Genomic DNA, 18669 nt, shown 5'->3' with positions numbered 1-18669 from the left:
TTTTAGATTGGGTAATCATGGTTTTAAGTTGGCATGGATTTTATCAAAATATAAGAATTCGCTTAATTTTTTTTGGATAATTGCAGGGAATTGCGCCATCGGTCACAAAACTTTGCCTAAATTTGGGCTACACTAGGCTATCTTGTTAAGGTGGCGGAACATGCGAACACAGCCTATTTTTCCCAAGCAGGAAAATCTGCCTTCTGAATTAAAAACATGGCTATATGCAGCAGGTTCTTTGACCCAACAACTGACTCAGCTCGCAGGCGGACAATTTAAAGTTGAACCACTGCAGCAATCTTTTCAGCGTTTAAATTTACAAGATGCCCAGTGGATGCAAATGCCACATTGGCACACTTCATGGGTGCGTGAAAGCTATTTATATGGGTGTGATGAACAGCCATGGGTCAAAGCCAAAAGTATTTTTCCGATTCTAAGTTTGCAAAGCAAAGCCCGTTTATTTCAGCATATTGGCAATAAACCCATTGGCTGGTTTTTATTTCAGCGTACCAATCCGTTGTGTCAAAGGCGTGTGGTTTTGCTCGATGAAGGCTGGACACGACAGAGTTGCTATACTTGGCATGGCTGTAAATTTATTGTGCAAGAAACTTTTTTACCGCGTTTTGAGCAATTTATTCAACAACATTAAGATACGAGATTGGTATGGCATTGGCACAGCAGATCACGTGGCGTGAGCGTTTAGAAGCATATTATTATTTGTGTCGTTTCGATAAACCGATTGGCACAGAACTGGTGTTTTGGCCAACCATGTGGGCCTTGTGGATTGCTAATCAGGGCATGCCGTCTATCGGGATATTAATCCCTATGATTCTAGGCACAATTTTTATGCGCGCCGCAGGTTGTGCCATTAATGACTTTGCTGACCGTAAGGTGGATGGTCATGTGGAGCGTACCAAAACACGTCCTTTAGCCACGGGTGTGATTAGTGCCAAAGAAGCCATTTATGTATTCTTGGGTTTGGTTGCACTTAGCGCAGCCATGTTGTTGTTCTTACCGATTGAAACTTTTTATTGGTCATTTGGGGCATTATTTTTAGCGTTTATTTATCCATTTATGAAACGCTACACTCATTTACCGCAAGTGTTCTTGGGAGCGGCATTTTCATGGTCTATCCCTATGGCTTATACCGCTGTAGGTGCAACGCCTGATCTTACTTGTTGGTTATTGTATTTTGGCAATTTGGCGTGGACTGTGGCTTATGACACCCAATATGCAATTACTGACCGTGAATATGATTTGAAAATTGGGGTGAAATCTACCGCAATTTTATTTGGTCGCTATGACATTCAGATTATTTCATTGTTGCAAGCGGGCAGTGTGCTTTTGATTGGTACGGCATTGTGGTTAGAAAATTTATTGATTCCGTTTGGTTTAGCGGCGTTATTGGTGGTGGTTGCAGACTTTATATATCAATGGAGTAAAACTAAAGATAAAGATCCGCAACGTTGTTTTTGGGCATTTCGTCATAACCGTTGGGTAGGGCTGATTATTTTTTCAGGAATCGTATTGGCTTTAATGTAAATATTTCTGTGCGATAAAAAACTGAGCAAAGCATCTGATGGTAGTTTGGTCAGGTGCTTTTTTATTCGATCGCTGATCAATTTTTGCTGTTAAAAATTAAACTGAGCATTAGAACGTGCGTACTTATGCACAAAGCACAATCAGCATTATTCTGATATATTGAGCCTCATTTTGAAGTTTGAATTAGGAATAGATGATGTCACAGTCTGAACAGCAAGCACCTGCAAAAAAGCCAAGCCTAAAAAAGATGATTTTCTTGGCAAGCTTAGGTTTGTTGATTCCTATTTTCTTGGTTAGCATGGCATTTTTAGCAGTTAATAGTGATGCTAAAAATCAGGAAAAATATAAACAACAGCAGGCAGAAATTATTGCGCGTATTGAAGCGCGTGAAGCTGCAGAACAACAAGCGAAGCAGGCCAGTCAGATACAAGCCGCTTCAGAAGCTACACCTTAATATCGAGTTGATGATTTCAGCTCAAATCTGATTGCAATTGTCTGATACTCGGAATTTCGGTGTATCGGACAACGCGATAACCTGCCTCGTGAAACATTGCATCCCGTTCTGCATCTTCCTGTTCTTTGCCAATATGTGAGGGGTCATCTAACTCTATAATTGCAATGACCTGCATTTCTGCATTTAAGATCACAAAATCAGTCACTTTACGATTAAACAGCGCACGAATTTTATAGTGGTTGTTGGTGATTAATGCGCTAAACGCCACTTGTGCCAAGATGTGATGCTCAGGAAAAGCTTGTTTTAAACGCATAAACATTCTGCGTTCAAAAGCAGTCATCATCGGTTTAGGATAAAAGTTTTTCTTGGGGAAAAATAATTGCTTAAAAATTAAGATAAACAGGGCAAGGCTAGCCAAGCTGCCAATAAGCAAGAAAGTCGATTGACTGGATTCAAACATAGATGATGCGGTGTCGTTAGACCCTAAACAGCAGGAATAAAAAACCCACGTCATAATGCGTGGGTTTTTTAAGAATTTTGGCTCTCCCACCTGGGCTCGAACCAGGGACCTGCGGATTAACAGTCCGTCGCTCTACCGACTGAGCTATGGGAGAATCTGACACGCATTCTATGTGGGTATCTGTTTTTGGTCAAGCTGGAATTGAAAAAAAACCGTAATTATAGATTAACTGCTTTAAAAATAATCATCTAGCTTTGTTTCAACGCAGTTTTTAGAGTGCTTGAATGGCTTTTATATAATCTTCGCGTGTCTGTGGTGGGTTGGTTTTACGACATAAGTTAATTAATTGCAGCATCTCTTGCTGAGTCATTTCTGTTTTCACTTGGCTTTGAATTTGTTTTAAGGTGGCTTGTTGTTGTGCGTTCAGATCACGACTGCATTGATACAGACGTTCATACATGAGTGTCGCAGCAGTTTTATTGCTTTCAGATTTTTGCGTACATTGAAAAATTGCAAAAATCACCACAATCAGAATTGTCCAAAAAATCAGGGATTTTAACCAAGGCGCTTGCATGGGCTTTCAAGTTTTATTGTTGTTGATGAAACTAAGTTAGCGAAAAAATAGAGTCATCACAAGAGGGGATAGCCCGATCTTCACTGTATGGTTTTAATTTTGATTTAAGGGGAGAGTGAGGCCTGTTCCATTCGTTTAGAACATCATATCCACTATAAAAACAATAAAAATTGCAAAAAAAAATCCCACGTCATACTGCGTGGGATTTTTAGAATCTTGGCTCTCCCACCTGGGCTCGAACCAGGGACCTGCGGATTAACAGTCCGTCGCTCTACCGACTGAGCTATGGGAGAATAGATTGGCTCTCCAACCTGGGCTCGAACCAGGGACCTGCGGATTAACAGTCCGTCGCTCTACCGACTGAGCTATTGGAGAATCTGTGGGGCATTTTAGGGATGAAAGTTTAAGTCGTCAACACGTTCATCATCAGAAATGTATTGTTTGCTTTATAAATATTCATTTCATCTGCAAAAATAAAAAAACTGCCCATAAAGAGCAGTTTTTCTACAGAAAAATAGAAATTATTTTTCTACACCAGCATCTTGACCTGCGTATTTCGCATTTGCGTAATCCCAGTTTACAAGGCTTTCTAAGAAAGTTTTGATGTAAACAGGACGTGCATTACGGAAGTCGATGTAGTAAGCGTGTTCCCAAACGTCAATCGTCAATACTGCAACTTTGCCGTGCGCCATTGGTGTGTCAGCATTTGAAGTTTTCATAATAGAAAGTTTGCCATTCACTTCGTCAGCTACTAACCAAGCCCAACCTGAACCGAATTGAGTTGTTGCAGCAGCAGCAAATTCTTCAGCAAATTTTTCGTAAGAACCGAAAGCTTCATCAATTTTAGCAGCCAAAGCACCAGTAGCTTTACCACCACCGTTTTTCGCCATACAGTTCCAGTAGAACGTGTGGTTCCAAACTTGCGCTGCGTTGTTGAATACACCAGCTTTAGCTGCATCGCCTGCAGTTGCTTTGATGATTTCGTCTAAAGTTTTACCTTCAAGCTCCGTACCCGCGATCAAGTTGTTCAGGTTCACAACATAAGTGTTGTGGTGTTTGTCGTGGTGGAATTCTAAAGTTTCTTTGCTGATGTGTGGAGCAAGATCTTCGTAACCGTATGGTAAAGCCGGTAAAGTAATGGTTGTCATGTTTTCAATTCCTTGCATTTTGCTGGGTTTTAACATTAAGTGGCTCTATTGTAATAGATTTCGAGATCAAATTGCGCATTAGGTATAAATAACCATACAGAATAAGACTCGAATGTATACATCTAAAGACTATGTTAAACACAGATGTCATTTGAGTGAAATCGTTGGGTGAAACGGTGTATTAAATTGGGTTATTTAATTCAAAATAACTATACTCAATATTAAACTGTTCTGAAATAGCTTTTGCGAGTCGTTGTACACCATAGCGCTCAGTCGCGTGATGTCCGCAGGCATAATAATGCACGCCTAGTTCTTTGGCTTCATAATAGGTGCGTTCACTGACTTCGCCCGAAATAAAGGCATCACAACCTTGTTCTGCCGCTTTGCCAATAAAATCTTGTGCTGCACCCGTGCAGAACCCTACTTTTTGAATCTGACTTTTTTCGGCAGGAAGATGAATGGTTTTAAAGCCTAAACGCGCTGTGAGATAGTCACGAAATTCGGTTGCGCTCATGGCTTGCTTTAAAAAACCAATATTACCAATAGGATGACGTTCACTCGGGTCTAGGGCTTGCAAATTTTCTAATGCCAAACATTCAGCAATGGCAGCATTATTGCCTAGACTTGGGTGTGAATCGAGCGGTAAGTGATAACCCACCAAAGAAATATCATGCTGGATTAAACTTTTGATGCGTTTACCGCGCATGCCTGTAATTGGGTAAGGTTCGCCTTTCCAAAAATAGCCATGATGTACCAACAGTAAGTCTGCATTTTGGGCAATAGCAGCATCAATAGCCTCTTGAGAGGCAGTCACTGCACATAAAATTTTTTGAACTTCAGACTTACCTTCAATTTGTAAACCGTTGGGCGCGTAATCTTTAAATTCATGTGTATTTAAAGTTTGATCACACCATTGAATAATTTCTTTTAGCTGCGCCATAACTTTCTCAAATTGCTCATATTTAGCCAATATCAAAACATATTTTGTATTGTAACTAAAGCAAGACAAAACTCTTGGGCTTTTTTATGTTTCTATTTGTGTTTCGTTTTACAATAGCTCATTCAATGACTTAATCATCAAAAAAAATTTACTTAGAGGTACAAAACGTGCGCCGGACCTTTACCTGGTTACCTTGGGTGTTACTCATTCTGGTTATTATTGGCTTTGTGACTTGGCAACAACTGCAAAAACCGAAAGCGCCTGTGGCTGCCGATGGGGTCAAAATGCCTGCCGAGAAAGTTGAACCATTAATTGATACAACACGGACAGGTGGGGTGGTGTCGTATAGCGCTGCGGTTAAAGTGGCAGCGCCTGCGGTGGTAAATATTTTTACCACACAAAAAGTGAAACAAATGGATCATCCATTGTTAAATGACCCTGCATTTCGTGAATTTTTTGGCAATCAGTTACCCGATCAATTTAAGCAAGGCCCAAATGAAAACAGTTTGGGGTCTGGGGTCATTGTTCGTCCAGATGGTTATATTTTAACGAATAATCATGTGATCGCGCAGGCTGAACAAATTGTCGTGGCTTTGCACGATGGACGCCGTGCGGTTGCAAAAGTTGTTGGAACTGACCCAGACACAGACTTAGCGGTCATTAAAATTGATCTAGAAAAACTGCCTGTATTGCCATTTAAACTGAGTGGCAATGAAGTGGGCGATGTCGTACTTGCGATTGGTAACCCATTTGGTGTGGGACAAACCGTGACTCAAGGGATTATTTCTGCGACAGGACGTTCTGACTTGGGTATTAATACCTATGAAGATTTCATTCAAACCGATGCAGCAATTAATCCAGGTAACTCAGGTGGTGCATTGATTGATGTGGCAGGGAATTTGATTGGGGTAAATACGGCAATTTTCTCGCAATCAGGTGGTTCATTGGGCATCGGCTTTGCAATTCCTGCACAAGTCTGTCAGCAGGTTTTAAACTCGATTTTAAAAGATGGACGTGTGGTTCGTGGTTGGTTAGGTATTAGTTTGTTGCCTGTGCAACAAGACAACATTTTAGAACCTGCACAAGGCGGTGTAGTGGTTGCTGATGTACTGCGCGGTGGCCCTGCAGCAGAAGCAGGTTTAAAACGTGGTGACAAAATTTTAAAAGTGAATGATGAAGCGATTACTTCAACCTCGCATTTAATTAATTATGTTGCTGCACAAGCACCGCATACGACGGTGACTGTTTCAGTTGAACGTGGTGAAGAAGCCTTAGATTTGGAAGTCGCAGTCGGTGAGCGCAAAGTTCAAAATACCGATAAGCAATTTATTCCATTGCCTGAATAATAGATTTAACAGTAACAATTTAGCCTTGCCCGTTTGCAGGGCTTTTTTGTTGGCTAAGTAAATGGAGATCGACTGGAAATAACCAAAGTGATACGGATAACGTGATTTGATTTATCTCTGGGTAGATACAAAGAGAAGGTGGGCTAAATAAACTGTATTGATGAATGATGATACTTTTTGATAGATCTAATCAATCGAGGGTTTGGTTTTGTGTGGCAAGTGTGGATGTATTCGGTGTTGTTGTCTTAGAAGATTTAAACGTGCTGTTTAAACATGATGGGTCTCAACTTAGATAAAGAAAGGCATAAAAAACAGCAACCGAAGTCGCTGTTTTTCTAGATCCATTTAAATTATTGCTCTTGCTGAATACCTGCCACTAACCAGTCTTGATTAGAGCCTGCAGGTTTTACAAAGTGCCAAATTTCTGTAAATGGTTGCGGTAAACTGTTCAGGTCTTCGCTGACTGTACCTGTAAAGCGTACACTTATGACATATTGACCATTTTCAGTTGCAGAATCGACCACCATGGCATTCAAGTTAGAAAACTCTGCTACATCTTGGTCTTGGTTTGCCATAATGTCCTGATACATCGACTGATATAAATCAGGAGTTAAATAACGCTGAATTTCTGCGATATTACTGGCTGTGTTCATAGACTGAATATGGTTAAAACGCTGACGCGCTACACGTAAAAAGGTTGCAGGCTCTGAACCATCAGGCAATTGATTGCCACTGTTGGTATAAGCTGCACCAAATGGCGCGTTATTATTGGCAGCTTGACCAAAAGGCGCTTGGGTAGAAGCGGCAGACCCCCCAACAGATTGACCAAAAATATTGGTATTGTCGTTACGTGGCGCTGCAGCAGGTGGTGTTTGCGCAAACGGTGCCTGATTGGCACCGCTATTTGGCGCATACGGATTAGGCGTTAGTTTTTTTTTTGCGCCCATCTTACGGAAAATGAAGAAGGCAACAGCAGCAGCGAGTAAAATCCAAATCCAGCTTGGAATACCGCCTTTTTCCTCTTGCGCTTCGGCAGCACTTGCAGCTTGATCATCGGCCAAGGCATTGGCAGCAACCGCACCAATTGCCGCACCTGCAACACCTGCAGCAACCATACCACCTACGCCTGGACCAGATTTTTGCTGTGCTGGTGCAGTTGTTGGTTGTTGTGCTGGCGTTGTTTGACGAGGTTGTTGGTAAGACTGAGTTGGAGCAGCCGAACGACTCATGCCATGGCTTTTACCGCCACCTGCACGTTTTGCTTCTGCTGCTAACGGAGCTACCAATAAAGTCGCTGTGAGCATTGCTGCGATCAAACCACGCTGTCGAACTTCCATCAAATTTTCCTATATTAAAATAAAGTTAAGCTATGTATTTATGCAGGCATTTGCTGCGAATTTCAATATAAATATGATATTTTTTCTTGAAACTGAAAAAATATCATCCAAGGATTTAACCTAAGTTTTCACTTAAATTCATGGCTTCAGTTAAGGCTTCATGCAAACGCGCCACCGCAATAATTTGCACACCTGCAATGGCTTTTTGTGGGGCATTGCCACGCGGCACAATAATATATTTAAATCCGTGTTTAATAGCTTCTTTTAAGCGTTCCTGACCATTTGGTACTGGGCGGATTTCACCCGATAAACCGACCTCACCAAATACTGCCAATTGTTGTGGCAGGGCTTTGCCACGCAAGCTAGAAGCACAGGCAAGTAGTACAGCAAGGTCTGAACCTGTTTCGGTAATTTTTAAGCCGCCGACCACATTCACATACACATCTTGCCCTGAAGTTTGTACGCCGCCATGCCGATGCATCACCGCCAATAGCATATTCAGACGGTTTTGTTCCAGACCTAAAGCCACACGTCTAGGCTGACCATGTGCATCATCCACCAAAGCTTGTACTTCAACTAAAAGTGGTCGCGTTCCTTCGCGGCTAATCATGACAATAGAACCTGGAATTGCCTCATCATAACGGCTCAAAAATATCGCAGATGGATTGGCAACCTCGCGTAAGCCTTTATCGGTCATGCCAAAAACGCCCAGTTCATTCACTGCACCGAAACGGTTTTTGACTGCTCGAATCATACGGTAGCGTGAGTCTGACTGTCCTTCAAAATACAAGACGCAATCGACCATGTGTTCAAGGACGCGCGGCCCCGCTAAAGCCCCTTCTTTGGTCACATGACCGACAATAAACAGCGCAGTGCCACTATTTTTAGCAAAACGAGTCAGCAAGGCAGCTGATTCACGAATTTGTGAAACACCACCTGGAGCAGACTGCAACGTTTCGGTATATAAAGTTTGAATCGAGTCCAGAATGGCTACCGCAGGGCGTTCATGCGCCAAAACTTCACAAATCCGTTCGACACAGGTTTCTGCCATGACTTTCAGTTGATCGGTGGGTAAGTCTAAGCGTTGAGCGCGTAACGCCACTTGCGAAAGAGATTCCTCACCTGTGATATATAAAGCGGTGTTATTGGCAGCCGCCATGTGAGTCGCAGTTTGTAGCAAAATGGTCGATTTCCCGATACCAGGATCTCCACCAATCAGTACCACAGAGCCCGTAACCAAACCGCCACCCAAAACACGGTCAAATTCCCCAATGCCTGTTGTTAAACGGGTTTCGTGCGATACAGACACTTTATTAAGCGTGGTAATGGCGGCCGCTTGTCCTGCATAGCCACCGCCCATTTTAGGTTGGGCACGATGCGTCACCGCAGGGGCAATACTGACCTCATGAAGTGAGTTCCATTCCCCACATTCTGAACATTGACCTGCCCATTTAGGATGATCTGCACCACATTGTTCACAGCGATAGACACTTTTTACTTTTGCCATAACCCAGTCATTGCATCAATTAAAAACTGACTACAGCATACAGAGGAATGTTCGTGAAATGAATGTTATCTGGATTTTTCATGGAAAATCATACAACCACGTGGGTGATTGTATGATTTATGATTTGAACGGAATAATTCAATGAATTGGGCTTATTTAATACAACTCGCCAGATTTGCGCTTCGCAATAAAGTCTTTGGATTCTTTGGCAATCACACCAGACAGTAACAACAAGGCAATTAAGTTTGGTACAGCCATTAAACCATTAAAGGTATCGGCAAATAACCAGACTAAATCTAGGGTGGCGATGGTGCCAATGAACACTGAAGCAATATAAATTAAGCGGTAAATCAACACGTATTTTTCGCCGAATAAATAAGTACAGCATTTTTCACCATAATAGCTCCAACCGAGAATGGTGGAATAGGCGAAGAAGATGATCCCGAAAGTGACGACCCAACCACCAAAGCCTGGCAATAACTGGTCAAAAACCTGTGTGGTGAGTACAGCACCTGTTGCACCACCAAAGCTATTACCTGCCATAATGAAGCCCATTACCAAAACAATCCCCGTGATGCTACAGACAATAATGGTATCAATGAAGGTACCTGTCATAGACACTAAACCTTGACGCGCAGGGTGGTCGGTTTTTGCAGCCGCAGCAGCAATTGGGGCAGAACCCATCCCTGCTTCGTTGGAGAATACGCCACGTGCAACCCCGTAACGAATTACTGCACCAATTGCACCGCCCGCAACTGCTTCACCAGTAAAGGCATCACGGAAAATTAGCTCAAATGCAGGCACGACAAGGTGTAAATTATTCAGGATAATAATTAAACCGCCTGTAACATACAGAATGGCCATAATCGGAACAATCACCGAAGATGCTTTGGAAATCGAGCTAATTCCGCCCAAAATCACCAATGCAGAAAATACGGTAATTACCACGCCAGTAATCCAAGTTTCTACACCTAAGCTATTTTCAACTGCTAAAGCTACGGTGTTGGATTGTACTGAACTACCAATTCCAAACGAGGCGACTGTGCCAAAAAAGGCAAAGATAATCGCGAGCCATTTCCATTTTAGTCCGCGTTCAATGTAGTACATTGGGCCGCCTGACATTTGCCCTTTTTCGTTTTTAATACGGTATTTAACCGCCAAAACACCTTCACCATATTTGGTCGCCATACCAAACAGGGCAGTCATCCACATCCAAAACACTGCACCCGGGCCACCGAGGACGCAAGCCGTTGCAACACCTGCAATATTTCCCGTACCAATGGTGGCAGAGAGTGCAGTCATCAGTGATGCGAAATGTGAAATATCGCCCGGTTCTTTTTGCGCTTTGTCGTGTTTGCAAAAGACTTGTTTAAAAGCCAGTGGCAGCATGCGGAATTGCCAGAACAATAAGCGGAAGGTGAGGAAGACGCCCGTTCCCACAATGAGAACCAGCATGTATGGACCCCAGACCCAACCGCTTAGGGTTTCCATCATCGATTGTAAATTTTGCATAAATTTCTTCTTATAAACGCAGTGTATAAATGCTTAGTTTGTGACTGTAGTTGAACAGTTGTAAAAATTAAGCAAGTGATATGCCAGTCTTTAAAACTTCCTGTTAAAAGAACTTGGTTTTAAGCACGTTATATTTTTTGCATAGTTTTTAGATTTTGACAATTGATGCCTTGAAATAAAATTGACTTTATCTGTGTCAGAAGTCGCAATTTTTCAGACCTGATAAGGTCAATCTATGCCAGCAGAATAGTAAGTAAGCTAGAATTTTTACTAAGCTCAATATAATCTCTCTGCATTAGCACTTTGGTCGCGGCAGTGATCGCGTTATACTTCATCGAAAATATTTTATAGGTGGTCAGATGCGTACCGTCATTTGCTGCATGAGTGTTTTGCTTACAACAGTGGTTTTGGTCGGTTGTGGTCAGTCAGGTACATTACAGTTACCCAATGACCCAAATTACGACAAACGCGCAAAATATTTGTTATATCCAGATGCTGCGCCTAAACGTGCAACGCAATCGGCAACATCGTCAGACACAGCCGTACCTGTGCAACAGCAGTTTGCTGCACCTGCTGCATCTACATCGACTACACCTTAACGCTTTCTAGATAAAGGATACATTCATGAGTTTTACCCGCATTCAAGGGGTTTTGCACGCCGAGCAATGTTCGCTACAACAACTCGCACAGCAATTTGGCACACCACTCTATGTTTATTCAAAAGCGACTTTTGAAAAGCATTATTTAGATATGGATCGTGCTTTCCACTTTATCGATCATCAAATTTGTTTTGCGGTAAAGTCAAACTCGAATCTTGCGGTATTGAATGTATTGGCTAAGTTGGGTGCAGGTTTTGATATTGTGACAGGCGGTGAATTGGCGCGTGTTCTCAAAGCAGGTGGTGATGCATCGAAAATTGTTTTTTCAGGTTTAGGTAAAACTGAAGCCGATATTCAAAAAGCGTTGGAAGTTGGGATTGCCTGCTTTAACGTAGAATCGCATGCAGAATTAGACCGTATTCAAAAAGTTGCGGCAAGCATGAATGTCAAAGCACCAATTTCATTACGGGTTAACCCAGATGTCGATGCCAAAACCCATCCTTATATTTCTACAGGCTTAAAAGAAAACAAGTTCGGGATTCCGTCTGATTCGGTATATAGCACTTATGAATATGCGGCTTCTTTAGCAAACTTAGATATCGTTGGAATTGACTGTCACATCGGTTCACAATTGACCGAAACACAACCGTTTGTCGATGCTTTAGATCGCGTGATTGTGATGATTGATACCTTAAAAGAAATGGGTATTCAGCTCAAACACATTGATATTGGCGGTGGTTTAGGGGTGACTTATAAAGATGAAACTCCACCAACGGTTGAAGAATATGCCAATGCTTTACGTCCCGCTTTAGAAAAGTTAGGTCTTAAAGTGTATATGGAACCGGGTCGTAGTATCTCTGCCAATGCGGGCGTGCTGCTAACAAAAGTTGATTTACTCAAACCGACCAATCATCGTAACTTTGCGATTATTGACGCTGCCATGAATGACTTAATCCGTCCTGCGTTATATGAAGCATGGATGGACATTCAGCCCGTAACCCCACGTACTGATGTTGAAACGCTAGAGTGGGATGTGGTTGGTGCAATTTGTGAAACAGGTGATTTCTTGGGTAAAGAACGTCAGCTTGCGATCAAAGAAAATGATGTTTTAGCTGTAATGGGTGCGGGCGCATACGGTTTTGTGATGAGTTCTAACTACAACAGCCGTGGTCGTGCAGCTGAAGTCATGGTCGATGCAGATCAAGCACATTTAATTCGTGAACGTGAAAGCATTGAATCGCTGTGGGAAAGAGAGCGTTTATTGCCATAAGGGGAATTCGAGATGTTATTAGAATTTACCAAAATGCATGGTCTGGGCAATGACTTCATGGTGGTTGATCTCATCAGCCAGCGTGCGTATTTGGATGCGCTGACTATTCAACGCCTTGCAGACCGCCACTTCGGGATTGGCTTTGACCAACTCCTGATTGTGGAACCGCCCGATTTACCAAATGTCGATTTTAAATATCGCATTTTCAATGCCGATGGTTCTGAAGTGGAGCAGTGCGGCAATGGTGTGCGTTGTTTTGCACGTTTTGTGCATGAACGTCAGCTTACGACCAAAACCAAAATTAAGGTGCAAACCAAGGCAGGCATTGTAGAGCCTGAATTGGGGCAAAACGGTTGGGTGCGGGTGAATATGGGCTATCCAAAATTCTTGCCGCATGAGATTCCATTCATTGCCGATGAGCCTGATAACTTATATGACATTGCGCTGAAAGATGGTGCTGCATTGACCATTGATGTGGTGAACATAGGCAATCCTCATGCTGTGACCATTGTGCCTGATGTATTGACTGCCGATGTTGCAGGTATTGGCCCACAAGTGGAATCACACGAGCGTTTTCCACAGCGCGTCAATGCAGGTTTTATGCAAATCATTGACGAAAAACATGCGCGTTTGCGTGTGTTTGAACGTGGCGTAGGTGAAACCTTGGCTTGTGGTACAGGTGCATGTGCTGCAGCCGTTTCGGGTATGCGCCGTGGCTTATTGTCTAATTCAGTTGAAATTGAACTGGCAGGTGGTAAGTTGCAAATCGAATGGCGTGAAGGCGATGTGGTGTGGATGACAGGGCCAACTGCTAATGTCTATCACGGTCGTTTGGATTTAAATTATTTTCAGGGCTGATGTTTCGTTCTAACATGAACAGCTCTTATCTTACTTAAAAGCACTATTCAAAACGAATGGTGCTTTTTTGTATCTTGCAGCACGGATCAGGTATGCTGTACTGAATGTCACTCTAAAAACTTCTACTCATTATGCCGCAACTGATTTTTTTACCTGGCGCTTCAGGCAATACCGCATTTTTTCATCCGCTAATCGAAAAAATTGAAAAATTGCCGTGGCAGAATGCTGTAAAAATTGTGGCTTATCCTGAATTTAATCATCAACCTGCACATTCACAGGTACATGATTTTGCAAGTTTGCAGGCTTATGTGTTGGCGAATATCCCAGATGATTGCATTATCATTGCACAGTCGATGGGTGGTATTTTTGCAGTTGCTGCCGCGTTGCAATATCCAGAAAAAGTCAAAGGATTAGTATTGGTTGCAACATCTGGTGGCATGGATTTAAGCAGTTTTCAGGTGCAAGATTGGCGACAAGACTATCAAGCAAGTGATTTAAATTATCCTGACTGGTTTGTAGAGGCAAAGGCCGATTACACTGTAGACTTTGCTAAAATCAACATGCCTATTTTGTTGTTATGGGGTGATCAAGACCCGATAAGTCCACTGGCGGTAGGTGAGTTTTTACAACAACAATTTCCACAAGCCGTATTAAAAATTGTGCATGATGGTGATCATTTGTTTTTAGAAACACATGCAGATCAGGCGGCTGAACACATTGCTGCTTATTTATCTCAGTTTGCCGCAGTTCAGCAATCGGAGCGTGACTAATGTACGATCCGCAGCAACTATTAAAGATGTGGCTCAAAGAACGAGAAATACAACAGCAGTCACCGCATACGTTAAAAGCCTACGCACGCGATTTAAATGATTTTTTTAACTTTTGTGAGCAACAACATCTTGCCTTATATGATGTAGAAGCTGCAGATTTGCGCCATTATTTAGCGCAAAAAGTAGAACAGCAACAATTAAATAGCAGCAGTTTACAGCGCATGTTGTCAGCGATTCGTCAGTTTATGAAATGGGCCGAGCAAGGGCAGTATTTACAATTTAATCCAATTGATAATTTTCAGTTAAAACGTCAGCCACGACCTTTGCCTGGTTTGATTGATATTGAAACGATTCATCAAATTTTAGATCAGCCTGAACCTGAAACTGAAGTACAACAACAAATGTGGCGACGCGATAAAGCGATTTTAGAATTGCTCTATTCGAGTGGTTTGCGCCTAGCAGAGGTACAAAGTTTACGTATCCGCGATTTAGATTTTAACCGTCAATTGCTGCGCATTACGGGTAAAGGCAATAAAACCCGTATAGTGCCTTTTGGTCGCAAAGCCAAAGATGCGGTGATGCAATGGCTGCAGATTTACCCTTTATGGCAGGGCGATTTTGTACCCGATGCAGCATTGTTTATTACTCAAAAAGGTGAACCTTTAAAAGCACGCCAAATTGAAAATCGGGTGAAGTTTCAGGCGCAGCGTGCGGGCGTTAATGTCGATTTGCATCCGCACTTATTGCGACATTGTTTTGCAAGTCACATGCTGTCGAATAGTGGGGATATACGTGCAGTCCAAGAAATGCTTGGGCATAGCAATTTAAGCACCACGCAAATTTATACCCATGTCGATTTTGATCAGTTAGCGCGAGTTTATGATCAGGCACATCCACGTGCGAGTAAAAAGTAAAGCTTTACCTAAAGTCGGCATTATTTTTGCAAGTTAAAATATAGCTATTTCATACTGCAAATATTTTTCTCACAGTCAGTTGTAAAGCCTTTGTGCTGTACTTAATACTTTAAGTAAAAGCGCTTTCACCAAGATGTCATTGCAACTATTGTAGAATAATAAAAAAGTGCGTTATGCAGTATAAAGAAGCAGAAAGAGTGGGTCACACGAATAATAGACATGGATGACATTATTTTTTGTTCCACTGCATAACACTTTGGATATCAAATGATAGGCAAAACCATGATTTCGAATCTTCAAGAAAAATATGAACAATTAAGCCCAAGCCAAAAAGAAATTTTTGCAGGTTATGGCTTGCGTCAAGTGAAACATTTTGTCGAAATAAGCTTGCCGATGATCGAGCAAGAACTACCAGCCGATTGTTTGGTGCAGGGTATTAATGCTGAAGGTAAAATGCAGGCGATTCATCCGCAAACGCAACAAAGCTATTTATGGATTTCAGATCAGCAGTGGCAAGCACGCCCAAATGCAAGCAGTAAAATAGATGTAAAAGAAGATTTTATTGCAGTTTGGGAAATTTTTAATTTACAGGCCTATGAATTGATAGATTTAAGTCATATCCACCGTGACTTTTTAGAAACTCAGCAAGTTTAAGCTGAGTTTTTTTATGTCCTTTATCTGGGAGGTGGCGTGGTGAAAGCGCATAAATATCCATCAAAATAAAACAGATTGTTTATTTCATACCCAATAAACTGCTGAATACAGTTTTGTGAACCAGCAGTCACATTTTAAAAGAGCATTTATATCTGAAAAAATACTGCAAAAAATAAAGTTTTCTATCTTTAATGACAGTCAGATTATGGGGTTTTATGTAAGGAACTTTGCTTAAATTGTAGGCGGAACTCAATTTGAATTGCATTTCAATCAATCTTGTTGATGAGGGAAATAAATAAAAAACATAATATAAATCAAAGCTTAAAATTGCTTATATAATCGTCGCTTGGTTTGTTAATTTTTAGAAATAAAAAAGTATGAACGCATCGTTCAGTTAATTTTCGGCATTTTTAGCCTTGTTTAGACAATTCTGACTTGACCGAAATGCCGATCACATAGCAAGATAGGACACCTAAAAAATTTAAAGCGAAGAGTTATTATTAACTTTTCTCAATATTTACTTTTGCTAAAACAGCCGAGGATTACATGAAGGCTCTTGTTGCTGTAAAACGTGTGGTAGATGCCAACGTTAAAGTTCGCGTTAAGCCGGATAATAGTGGAGTTGACCTAACTAACGTTAAGATGTCAATTAACCCATTCTGTGAAATCGCAGTGGAAGAAGCGGTTCGTTTAAAAGAAAAAGGAACTGTTTCAGAAATCGTAGTGGTATCCATTGGTCCTAAAGAAGCGCAGGAACAAATTCGTTCTGCAATGGCGCTTGGTGCAGACCGTGGTATTTTGGTTGAAACAGCCGATGAGATTGGTGCACTTGAAGTGGCTAAAATCTTAAAAGGTGTTGTTGAACAAGAACAACCACAACTTATTTTATTGGGTAAGCAAGCTATTGATGACGACTCTAACCAAGTTGGTCAAATGCTAGGCGCTTTACTTGGTGCAGGTCAGGGTACTTTTGCTTCAGAAGTAAAAGTAGATGGCGACAAAGTTCAGGTAACACGTGAAATTGACGGTGGTTTACAAACTGTTGAGCTTGCACTTCCTGCAATCATCACCACTGACTTACGTTTGAATGAGCCACGTTATGCGGCACTTCCAAACATCATGAAAGCACGTAAAAAACCGCTAGACACCAAATCTCCTGCAGATTATGGCGTTGCAACAGGTACTAAGCTGAAAACTGTAAAAGTTGAAGCACCTGCTGAGCGTAAAGCGGGCGTACAAGTGAAATCTGTAGATGAGCTTGTAGAAAAATTGAAAAACGAAGCGAAAGTGATCTAATACAGAAGGATAAAAATCATGAGTATTTTAGTTATCGCTGAGCACGACAATAAAGCACTAAATGGTGCAACATTAAACGTTGTTGCTGCAGCTCAAAAAATCGGTGGTGATATCACTGTATTGGTTGCGGGTTCTGGTGCACAAGCAGTTGCAGACCAAGCAGCTAAAGTTGCAGGCGTAAGCAAAGTATTACTTGCTGACGATGCGGCTTATGCAAACCAATTGGCTGAAAACGTAGCAAAACTTGTTGCAGAATTAGGCAAAGGTTATAGCCATATCCTTGCTGCTTCTACAACAACAGGTAAAAACATTTTACCGCGTGCGGCTGCACTTCTTGATGTCAGCATGATCACAGACATCGTCGCTGTAGATTCTGCAAAAACATTCAAGCGTCCAATTTATGCAGGTAACGCAATTGCGACTGTAGAATCTTCAGAAGCGATTGTGGTGGGTACTGTACGTGGTACAGCATTTGACCCTGTTGCTGCAGAAGGTGGTTCAGCTGCAGTTGAAGCTGCTGCATCACAAGGTGATGCGGGTATTTCTAAGTTCGTATCTGAAGAAATTGTGAAATCAGAGCGTCCAGAATTAACAGCAGCGCGTATTGTGGTTTCTGGTGGTCGTGGTGTAGGTTCTGGTGAGAACTATCACAAAGTGCTTGATCCATTGGCGGATAAACTTGGTGCAGCACAAGGTGCATCTCGTGCAGCAGTAGATGCAGGCTTCGTACCGAACGACATGCAAGTTGGTCAAACAGGTAAAATCGTTGCACCTGATTTGTACATCGCTGTAGGTATCTCAGGTGCGATTCAGCACTTGGCAGGTATGAAAGATTCTAAAGTGATTGTTGCAATCAACAAAGACGAAGAAGCACCAATTAATGCAGTAGCAGACTACTGGTTAGTGGGTGATTTGAACACTGTTGTTCCAGAATTGGTTTCTAAAATCTAAGTTCTGAGCACAGTTCAAGACGCCTCTATGTGAATTGCATGGGGGCGTTTTTTATTGTCTTTTTTTAATTAAGATGCAGTGATTGGTTTTAAGTACATTATGTGAACTTAGCGTATATGTGGGTACATATCGAGCAAGTATATGTTGAAGATATTTTGACGTGACTCTTAAAAATATGAAGCACTTTTGTTTCTTGAGTGTGAATATTTTTTGCCTAAAAAATCACCGTTAAATTTAAGTAAATTAACCCGAATTACGGATAAGAAAAGCCCTTGAAAAAAAGGTAGTTAGAGCCATTTAGAAAGTTACGACACAACCCAAAGGCTCTAACTACCATGTACGATTTTACAGAAATTTTTTGTATTGTTGATGATTTTTTCAAAAAATTTGAACCCATCTATTGGCAATTTCTCAAGCAAGAAAACAAACGTCAACGTATCAGACAAGCAACGCTATCTTTATCAGAAATTGTGGCTATCTCCATCTACTATAAAACATCTCAAGTACATAATTTTAAGATGTTTTTTAACTTGCTTT

19 protein-coding genes, 3 tRNA genes and 1 pseudogene are annotated in these 18669 nt (G+C 41.6%); 13 read left to right on the top strand and 10 right to left on the bottom strand.

Going from position 1 to position 18669, the window contains the following annotated elements; all coding sequences use genetic code 11:
- Positions 1-160 precede the first annotated feature (160 nt).
- From E0H79_RS10655 to E0H79_RS10645, 3 genes are all read left to right on the top strand, one after another.
- Positions 161-649: a chorismate--pyruvate lyase family protein gene (locus tag E0H79_RS10655; RefSeq protein WP_131261596.1), complete on the top strand. Its 489-nt coding sequence runs from the start codon at positions 161-163 to the stop codon at positions 647-649.
- A gap of 14 nt (positions 650-663) precedes the next feature.
- On the top strand, positions 664-1542 hold the full coding sequence (gene ubiA / locus E0H79_RS10650; protein WP_131261595.1) for a 4-hydroxybenzoate octaprenyltransferase: 879 nt from the start codon (positions 664-666) through the stop codon (positions 1540-1542).
- Between the two features lie 196 nt (positions 1543-1738).
- Positions 1739-1996 carry a hypothetical protein gene (locus E0H79_RS10645; protein WP_004971904.1) on the top strand — a complete coding sequence of 86 codons (258 nt, stop codon included), beginning with the start codon at positions 1739-1741 and terminating at the stop codon, positions 1994-1996.
- 16 nt (positions 1997-2012) lie between these two features.
- On the opposite strand, the gene E0H79_RS10640 is transcribed toward E0H79_RS10645, so the two are convergent.
- From E0H79_RS10640 to E0H79_RS10610, 7 genes are all read right to left on the bottom strand, one after another.
- On the bottom strand, positions 2013-2456 hold the full coding sequence (locus tag E0H79_RS10640) for a DUF2726 domain-containing protein (RefSeq protein ID WP_004971902.1): 444 nt from the start codon (positions 2454-2456) through the stop codon (positions 2013-2015).
- 78 nt (positions 2457-2534) lie between these two features.
- A tRNA-Asn gene (locus E0H79_RS10635) sits at positions 2535-2610 on the bottom strand.
- 117 nt (positions 2611-2727) lie between these two features.
- Complete coding sequence (locus E0H79_RS10630) at positions 2728-3030, bottom strand: hypothetical protein (RefSeq protein WP_004971899.1); 303 nt, start codon at positions 3028-3030, stop codon at positions 2728-2730.
- Positions 3031-3247: 217 nt separating this feature from the next.
- Positions 3248-3323: transfer RNA gene (locus tag E0H79_RS10625), tRNA-Asn, on the bottom strand.
- 6 nt (positions 3324-3329) lie between these two features.
- Positions 3330-3405: transfer RNA gene (locus E0H79_RS10620), tRNA-Asn, on the bottom strand.
- Between the two features lie 146 nt (positions 3406-3551).
- On the bottom strand, positions 3552-4178 hold the full coding sequence (locus E0H79_RS10615; protein WP_026438302.1) for a superoxide dismutase: 627 nt from the start codon (positions 4176-4178) through the stop codon (positions 3552-3554).
- Positions 4179-4359: 181 nt separating this feature from the next.
- On the bottom strand, positions 4360-5118 hold the full coding sequence (locus tag E0H79_RS10610) for a Nif3-like dinuclear metal center hexameric protein (protein ID WP_004971895.1): 759 nt from the start codon (positions 5116-5118) through the stop codon (positions 4360-4362).
- Between the two features lie 167 nt (positions 5119-5285).
- On the opposite strand from E0H79_RS10610, the gene E0H79_RS10605 reads away from it, so the two are divergent.
- Positions 5286-6464, top strand: coding sequence for a trypsin-like peptidase domain-containing protein (locus tag E0H79_RS10605; protein ID WP_004971893.1), 1179 nt, complete (start codon positions 5286-5288; stop codon positions 6462-6464).
- 350 nt (positions 6465-6814) lie between these two features.
- On the opposite strand, the gene E0H79_RS10600 is transcribed toward E0H79_RS10605, so the two are convergent.
- The 3 genes from E0H79_RS10600 to E0H79_RS10590 all read right to left on the bottom strand — a co-directional run bounded on the left by E0H79_RS10600 (position 6815) and on the right by E0H79_RS10590 (position 10820).
- Positions 6815-7801 carry a Tim44 domain-containing protein gene (locus tag E0H79_RS10600; RefSeq protein ID WP_004971891.1) on the bottom strand — a complete coding sequence of 329 codons (987 nt, stop codon included), beginning with the start codon at positions 7799-7801 and terminating at the stop codon, positions 6815-6817.
- Between the two features lie 115 nt (positions 7802-7916).
- Positions 7917-9308, bottom strand: a complete 1392-nt coding sequence (radA, locus tag E0H79_RS10595; RefSeq protein ID WP_104853204.1) for a DNA repair protein RadA — start codon at positions 9306-9308, stop codon at positions 7917-7919.
- Between the two features lie 156 nt (positions 9309-9464).
- Positions 9465-10820 (bottom strand): alanine/glycine:cation symporter family protein, encoded by a 1356-nt coding sequence (locus tag E0H79_RS10590; protein ID WP_096900947.1) that lies wholly within the window; start codon positions 10818-10820, stop codon positions 9465-9467.
- A 359-nt stretch (positions 10821-11179) separates the two neighbouring features.
- Between E0H79_RS10590 and lptM the strand changes: the two genes are divergently transcribed.
- From lptM to E0H79_RS10545, 9 genes and pseudogenes are all read left to right on the top strand, one after another.
- Positions 11180-11419, top strand: coding sequence for an LPS translocon maturation chaperone LptM (gene lptM / locus E0H79_RS10585; protein WP_004971884.1), 240 nt, complete (start codon positions 11180-11182; stop codon positions 11417-11419).
- Positions 11420-11444: 25 nt separating this feature from the next.
- Positions 11445-12689 carry a diaminopimelate decarboxylase gene (lysA, locus tag E0H79_RS10580; protein WP_004971882.1) on the top strand — a complete coding sequence of 415 codons (1245 nt, stop codon included), beginning with the start codon at positions 11445-11447 and terminating at the stop codon, positions 12687-12689.
- 12 nt (positions 12690-12701) lie between these two features.
- Positions 12702-13547 (top strand): diaminopimelate epimerase, encoded by an 846-nt coding sequence (dapF, locus tag E0H79_RS10575; RefSeq protein ID WP_004971880.1) that lies wholly within the window; start codon positions 12702-12704, stop codon positions 13545-13547.
- A gap of 131 nt (positions 13548-13678) precedes the next feature.
- Complete coding sequence (locus E0H79_RS10570) at positions 13679-14317, top strand: alpha/beta fold hydrolase (protein WP_096900946.1); 639 nt, start codon at positions 13679-13681, stop codon at positions 14315-14317.
- Complete coding sequence (gene xerA / locus E0H79_RS10565) at positions 14317-15231, top strand: site-specific tyrosine recombinase/integron integrase (RefSeq protein WP_131261594.1); 915 nt, start codon at positions 14317-14319, stop codon at positions 15229-15231. The genes E0H79_RS10570 and xerA overlap by 1 nt, the downstream gene beginning before the upstream one ends.
- 282 nt (positions 15232-15513) lie before the next feature.
- A complete protein-coding gene (locus tag E0H79_RS10560) occupies positions 15514-15885 on the top strand; it encodes a hypothetical protein (RefSeq protein WP_096901040.1) in 372 nt (123 codons plus the stop codon).
- 546 nt (positions 15886-16431) lie between these two features.
- On the top strand, positions 16432-17181 hold the full coding sequence (locus E0H79_RS10555; RefSeq protein WP_096901145.1) for an electron transfer flavoprotein subunit beta/FixA family protein: 750 nt from the start codon (positions 16432-16434) through the stop codon (positions 17179-17181).
- 18 nt (positions 17182-17199) lie between these two features.
- On the top strand, positions 17200-18132 hold the full coding sequence (locus E0H79_RS10550) for an electron transfer flavoprotein subunit alpha/FixB family protein (protein ID WP_131261593.1): 933 nt from the start codon (positions 17200-17202) through the stop codon (positions 18130-18132).
- A 335-nt stretch (positions 18133-18467) separates the two neighbouring features.
- Positions 18468-18669, top strand: a pseudogene (locus tag E0H79_RS10545) (IS982 family transposase); the annotation flags it as partial.

The sequence above is a fragment of the Acinetobacter sp. ANC 5045 genome, assembly GCF_004331005.1.
GTDB classification, from domain to species: Bacteria; Pseudomonadota; Gammaproteobacteria; order Pseudomonadales; family Moraxellaceae; genus Acinetobacter; species Acinetobacter towneri.
The sequence above is the reverse complement of the archived record's forward strand: the minus strand, read 5'-3'. Positions and strand labels throughout refer to the sequence as shown.

What these genes read in the sequence shown, in the direction of transcription:
- dapF (WP_004971880.1), top strand. Translation starts at nt 12,702, where the DNA reads ATGTTATTAGAATTTACCAAAATGCATGGTCTGGGCAATGACTTCATG.
- E0H79_RS10630 (WP_004971899.1), bottom strand. Translation starts at nt 3,030, where the DNA reads ATGCAAGCGCCTTGGTTAAAATCCCTGATTTTTTGGACAATTCTGATT.
- ubiA (WP_131261595.1), top strand. Translation starts at nt 664, where the DNA reads ATGGCATTGGCACAGCAGATCACGTGGCGTGAGCGTTTAGAAGCATAT.
- xerA (WP_131261594.1), top strand. Translation starts at nt 14,317, where the DNA reads ATGTACGATCCGCAGCAACTATTAAAGATGTGGCTCAAAGAACGAGAA.
- E0H79_RS10560 (WP_096901040.1), top strand. Translation starts at nt 15,514, where the DNA reads ATGATTTCGAATCTTCAAGAAAAATATGAACAATTAAGCCCAAGCCAA.
- E0H79_RS10570 (WP_096900946.1), top strand. Translation starts at nt 13,679, where the DNA reads ATGCCGCAACTGATTTTTTTACCTGGCGCTTCAGGCAATACCGCATTT.
- E0H79_RS10615 (WP_026438302.1), bottom strand. Translation starts at nt 4,178, where the DNA reads ATGACAACCATTACTTTACCGGCTTTACCATACGGTTACGAAGATCTT.
- E0H79_RS10590 (WP_096900947.1), bottom strand. Translation starts at nt 10,820, where the DNA reads ATGCAAAATTTACAATCGATGATGGAAACCCTAAGCGGTTGGGTCTGG.
- radA (WP_104853204.1), bottom strand. Translation starts at nt 9,308, where the DNA reads ATGGCAAAAGTAAAAAGTGTCTATCGCTGTGAACAATGTGGTGCAGAT.
- lysA (WP_004971882.1), top strand. Translation starts at nt 11,445, where the DNA reads ATGAGTTTTACCCGCATTCAAGGGGTTTTGCACGCCGAGCAATGTTCG.
- E0H79_RS10600 (WP_004971891.1), bottom strand. Translation starts at nt 7,801, where the DNA reads ATGGAAGTTCGACAGCGTGGTTTGATCGCAGCAATGCTCACAGCGACT.
- E0H79_RS10610 (WP_004971895.1), bottom strand. Translation starts at nt 5,118, where the DNA reads ATGGCGCAGCTAAAAGAAATTATTCAATGGTGTGATCAAACTTTAAAT.
- E0H79_RS10655 (WP_131261596.1), top strand. Translation starts at nt 161, where the DNA reads ATGCGAACACAGCCTATTTTTCCCAAGCAGGAAAATCTGCCTTCTGAA.
- E0H79_RS10550 (WP_131261593.1), top strand. Translation starts at nt 17,200, where the DNA reads ATGAGTATTTTAGTTATCGCTGAGCACGACAATAAAGCACTAAATGGT.
- E0H79_RS10645 (WP_004971904.1), top strand. Translation starts at nt 1,739, where the DNA reads ATGTCACAGTCTGAACAGCAAGCACCTGCAAAAAAGCCAAGCCTAAAA.
- E0H79_RS10640 (WP_004971902.1), bottom strand. Translation starts at nt 2,456, where the DNA reads ATGTTTGAATCCAGTCAATCGACTTTCTTGCTTATTGGCAGCTTGGCT.
- E0H79_RS10555 (WP_096901145.1), top strand. Translation starts at nt 16,432, where the DNA reads ATGAAGGCTCTTGTTGCTGTAAAACGTGTGGTAGATGCCAACGTTAAA.
- lptM (WP_004971884.1), top strand. Translation starts at nt 11,180, where the DNA reads ATGCGTACCGTCATTTGCTGCATGAGTGTTTTGCTTACAACAGTGGTT.